We start from the raw sequence: 4,378 nt of genomic DNA, 5'->3' as shown, positions 1-4,378 counted from the left end.
ACCAGATACCAGTGGTGCAGGCTGCGGACAGGCCAGGGCTTGCGGCGAACCAGCCGCGCGACATGCGTATGCCTGACTGCGCACCGGGCAGGTGAATTCGGCAATTTCAGATTCAGGCAGAATCAGGGCGATGCTTTGCCGCGTTGCCTGTCTGGTATTCCGTAGGCCATAGTCGGGCCGTCGGTCATCGCCGTGGCCATTCGTAAAACTTCGGAGGCCGAATTTGTCATGTCTGCTGGTATACCACAGAAAAATGTGCATTTTCGCGCCGCGAAATCTTCGATCCGCAAGATCCATCCTGCCGCGCCGAAATGCGGGCGCAGGTCGCTCATGTCATTGAAGATGAAGGGTTCGCCAGAATGCTGCGGCGCGGCAAGAATGCCGGAAATCAGGTCGAGATCGCCAACAAGTCAGCGTCGTTGACCTGTCATCCGGAAGAAATCCAGTTGATTCCGATCCATCTGCCATACATTATGCCAGTGACCGGCGACGTAAGTGCGGCGGCAGAGGGATAACAACCGTTGAACCCAAACGGGAGGAAACTACATGCGCAACAAGATGACTTCGCTCATGGCGGGCGTCGCAGTGGCCGGAATGGCCCTTGCTACGGTGCCGGCCTTCGCCTGGGAGCCGGATAAAACGGTTGAATTCATCGTGCCGGCCGGCACGGGCGGCGGCGCCGACCAGATGGCCCGCATGCTCCAGGGCATCATCCAGAAGCACAACCTGATGCCGCAGCCGCTCGTGGTGATCAACAAGGCCGGCGGCGCCGGTGCGGAAGGCTTCATCGACGTCAAGAACGCCGAAGGCGATCCCGACAAGATCATCATCACCCTTTCCAACCTCTTCACCACGCCGATGGCGACGGGCGTTCCTTTCAACTGGAAGGACATGACCCCGGTCGCGATGCTGGCCCTCGACGAATTCGTCCTGTGGGTCAACGCCAGCTCGCCGTACAAGACGCCGACCGAATACATCGACGCGGTCAAGGAGGGTGGCCCCTCCAAGTTCCAGATGGGTGGCACCGGCTCCAAGCAGGAAGACCAGATCATCACGGCCGCCATCGAGCAGGCGACCGGCGCCAAGTTCACCTACGTCCCGTACAAGGGCGGCGGAACGGTTGCGGCGCAGCTCGTGGGCAACCACGTCACGTCGAGCGTCAACAACCCGATCGAGGCCGTGTCGCAGTGGCGCGGTGGTGAGCTTCGTCCGCTGTGCGTGTTCGACAGCGAGCGCATCAAGCTGACCGAGAAGGTCACGGCCGACATGTCCTGGGGCGATATCCCCACCTGCAAGGAATCCGGCCTCGACATCGAGTACCTGATGCTGCGCGGCATCTTCATGCCCCCGGGCGTGACCCAGGAGCAGGTCGACTACTACGTCAGCGTCTTCCAGAAGGTCCGCGAGACCGACGACTGGAAGGACTTCATGGCCAAGGCGCGTTCAACACGTCCTTCATGACCGGTGAAGAGTACAAGACCTGGCTGACGGCCGCCGAAGAAACCCATCATGGTCTGATGGAAAAGGCCGGCTTCCTCGCCAAGTGACGACAGCGGCTCCGGCGGTCTCTGCCGCCGGAGCCCCGCTCGCCCGGTCCCGGCCGATCTTCGGGATCTGTCCGGACCGGGTGATGCCGACTGAGCGGGACGCGGGGCCATGTGCCAGACGGTCCCGGACACGAGGATACGCAGAGCCAGAGTTGCAATCGGCATGATTGCGCCTCCGCCTGACATATCCAGCCACCACGCTGCAAGAATCTGAATCACGGCCGCAATCGCGGGAAGTTCTTGGCAGGCGCCGCAGGCGCCCGCCGGAATGTCGGCCGTTGGGCAAATGTCGCAACACCGCAATCGACCCAGGGAGTGAATCGGGGCAACCATGGCTCACGAAACAGAAGACAGAAGCGAGTACACGGTCTCGCACAAATCGGTGGAGCTGGTGGTTGCCGGCATCCTCATCTTCGTCTCGGCCGTCGTCATGTACGACAGCAACCGCATCGGCGCCGGCTGGGCCTTCGACGGTCCGGAATCGGGATACTTCCCGTTCTACATCGGCGTGATCCTGTTCATCTCGAGCGTCGGCACGTTCATCAGCACCCTGCGTGCCCGCGATGTCGGGAACGAGACCTTCGTCGAGCGCACCGGGCTCAAGCAGATCTTCCAGGTGCTGATCCCGACGATGATCTTCGTCGCGATGATCGGCTACACCGGCATCTACGTCGCGTCGGCGATCTTCATCGCCTTCTTCATGGTCTACCTCGGGAAATACCCCGTCCAGAAGGTCGCCCCGGTCGCGATCGCGATCCCGGTGTTCCTCTTCGTCATGTTCGAGATCTGGTTTCTCGTGCCGCTGCCGAAGGGTCCGCTGGAATCTATGATCGGTTACTGATGGCGCGCGGCGCGGCTGCATGACCGGTGATGCCCTGTCTGGCGGATCATTCCCGGGAGGAGGGATCCGCAGGCGCGGGATGGCCGGGAGGACCCTGCAGCGCGCTGACGCCTGAACTGCTTGGAAAGTCCGTGACGACGGCCGGTGCGTGACCGCGCAACGCCTGACGTGCGCCCCCGCCGGCCGGGGAAGTCGTCACGTGAAACTTGTTGGGAGGATCTCTTGGACGCTTTTGTTTCCCTGATCTACGGATTTGGCGTCTTGGCCGATCCGATGAACATCGTCTACATGTTCGTCGGCATTTTCCTTGGCGTCCTGATCGGCGTGCTGCCGGGCCTCGGCGGCGCCAACGGCGTGGCCATTCTGCTGCCGCTCACGTTCTCGATGTCGCCGACCTCGGCGATCATCATGCTCTCCTCGATCTACTGGGGTGCCCTCTTCGGCGGCGCCATCACGTCGATCCTGTTCAACATTCCCGGCGAGCCCTGGTCGGTGGCGACCACCTTCGATGGTTATCCACTGGCCCAGAAGGGCAAGGCGGGACAGGCCCTGACGACGGCGTTCACGTCGTCCTTCTTCGGCGCCTTCATCGCGACCATCATCCTGACCTTCCTCGCGCCGCTGATCGCCGGCTTCGCGTTGCGGTTCGGACCGGCGGAGTTCTTCGCCGTCTACATGCTCACCTTCTGCTCCTTTGTAGGTATGGGCAAAGAGCCGCCGTTCAAGGTCCTCGCGGCCATGATGCTCGGTTTTGCGCTCGCCGCGGTCGGCATGGACGGCGTGACCGGCCAGTTGCGCATGACCTTCGGCACGACAGAGCTGCTGCGTGGCTTCGACTTCCTGATCGCGGTCATCGGTCTCTTCGGCGTCGGTGAAATCCTGCTGACCATGGAAGAGGGCCTCGCCTTCAAGGGCCGCGACGCCAAGATCAATGCCAAGGTCGTCTGGGAAACCTGGAAGGAAATGCCGAAGTACTTCTGGACCGCGATCCGCGGCTCCATCGTCGGCTGCTGGATGGGCATCACCCCTGGTGGCGCCACCCCCGCCTCCTTCATGAGCTACGGCCTTGCCAAGCGCTTTTCGAAGAACGGCAACAAGTTCGGCACGGGTGAACTCGAGGGCATCGTCGCCCCCGAGACCGCCGCCCACGCCGCCGGCACCTCGGCCCTGCTGCCGATGCTCACCCTCGGCATCCCGGGTTCGCCCACCGCCGCGGTTCTGCTCGGCGGTCTGCTGATCTGGGGTCTCCAGCCGGGCCCGCTGCTCTTCGTCGAGCAGAAGGACTTCGTCTGGGGCCTGATCGCTTCGATCTACCTCGGCAACCTCGCCGGCCTGATCGTCGTGCTCACCACGGTGCCGCTGTTCGCCTCGATCCTGCGCATCCCCTTCTCCATCATCGCCCCGATCATCCTCGTGGTCTGCGCCGTCGGCGCCTACACGGTGAACAACGCGCTGCTGGACATCTCGGTGATGCTGGTGTTCGGCGTGATCGGCTACCTGTTCAAGAAGTGCAACTACCCGCTGGCGCCGATGGTTCTGGCGCTGGTCCTCGGCGACGCCGCCGAAGATGCCTTCCGCCAGGCCATGCTGATCTCGCAGGGCGACATGACGGTCTTCTGGTCGAACTGGCTGGTCGGCTCGATCGTGACCCTCGCCCTCGTGATGCTGCTCTGGCCCGTCCTGTCGGCCGGCATCGATGCGGTCCGGGGCAAGAAGGACACGACCGGGGATCTGCCTTCGGCCTGATCCGGCGCAAGCCTCGACCGAAAACAGCAACGCCGCGGCTCGAAAGGACCGCGGCGTTCGCGTTTGGTGACGGGCATCAGGACGGGAGCAGGTGGCTGCGGCGTCCACTCCACTTCGGGGCGCAGTCGTCGGCGCGACGCATCCACCGCTTGTCACCAGATCGGAAGTCGGGAAGGATAAGGTCGTCAGCGGCGAAATCTGATTCAGGTGCGAACTTGGAAAAGACCTCAGGTGGATTCTTGCG

3 protein-coding genes and 1 pseudogene are annotated in these 4,378 nt (G+C 62.9%); all 4 read left to right on the top strand.

Annotation, left to right across the window (positions count from 1 at the left end):
- Window positions 1-311: 311 nt before the first annotated feature.
- The gene (locus A6302_RS22480; protein ID WP_141703976.1) at window positions 312-515 is read left to right on the top strand and encodes a hypothetical protein; all 204 of its coding nucleotides are present in this window, start codon (window positions 312-314) and stop codon (window positions 513-515) included.
- 43 nt (window positions 516-558) lie between these two features.
- Window positions 559-1,547, top strand: a pseudogene (locus tag A6302_RS19420) (Bug family tripartite tricarboxylate transporter substrate binding protein).
- A gap of 331 nt (window positions 1,548-1,878) precedes the next feature.
- Window positions 1,879-2,388, top strand: a complete 510-nt coding sequence (locus tag A6302_RS19415; protein ID WP_069308408.1) for a tripartite tricarboxylate transporter TctB family protein — start codon at window positions 1,879-1,881, stop codon at window positions 2,386-2,388.
- Window positions 2,389-2,661: 273 nt separating this feature from the next.
- Window positions 2,662-4,134 carry a tripartite tricarboxylate transporter permease gene (locus A6302_RS19410; RefSeq protein ID WP_425349180.1) on the top strand — a complete coding sequence of 491 codons (1,473 nt, stop codon included), beginning with the start codon at window positions 2,662-2,664 and terminating at the stop codon, window positions 4,132-4,134.
- Window positions 4,135-4,378 lie beyond the last annotated feature (244 nt).

It is taken from the genome of Methylobrevis pamukkalensis (assembly GCF_001720135.1).
GTDB classification, from domain to species: Bacteria; Pseudomonadota; Alphaproteobacteria; order Rhizobiales; family Pleomorphomonadaceae; genus Methylobrevis; species Methylobrevis pamukkalensis.
The sequence above is the reverse complement of the archived record's forward strand: the minus strand, read 5'-3'. Positions and strand labels throughout refer to the sequence as shown.

Coding starts and splice junctions, on each gene's coding strand:
- A6302_RS22480 (WP_141703976.1), top strand. CDS start 312: ATGCGGGCGCAGGTCGCTCATGTCATTGAAGATGAAGGGTTCGCCAGA.
- A6302_RS19415 (WP_069308408.1), top strand. CDS start 1,879: ATGGCTCACGAAACAGAAGACAGAAGCGAGTACACGGTCTCGCACAAA.
- A6302_RS19410 (WP_425349180.1), top strand. CDS start 2,662: ATGAACATCGTCTACATGTTCGTCGGCATTTTCCTTGGCGTCCTGATC.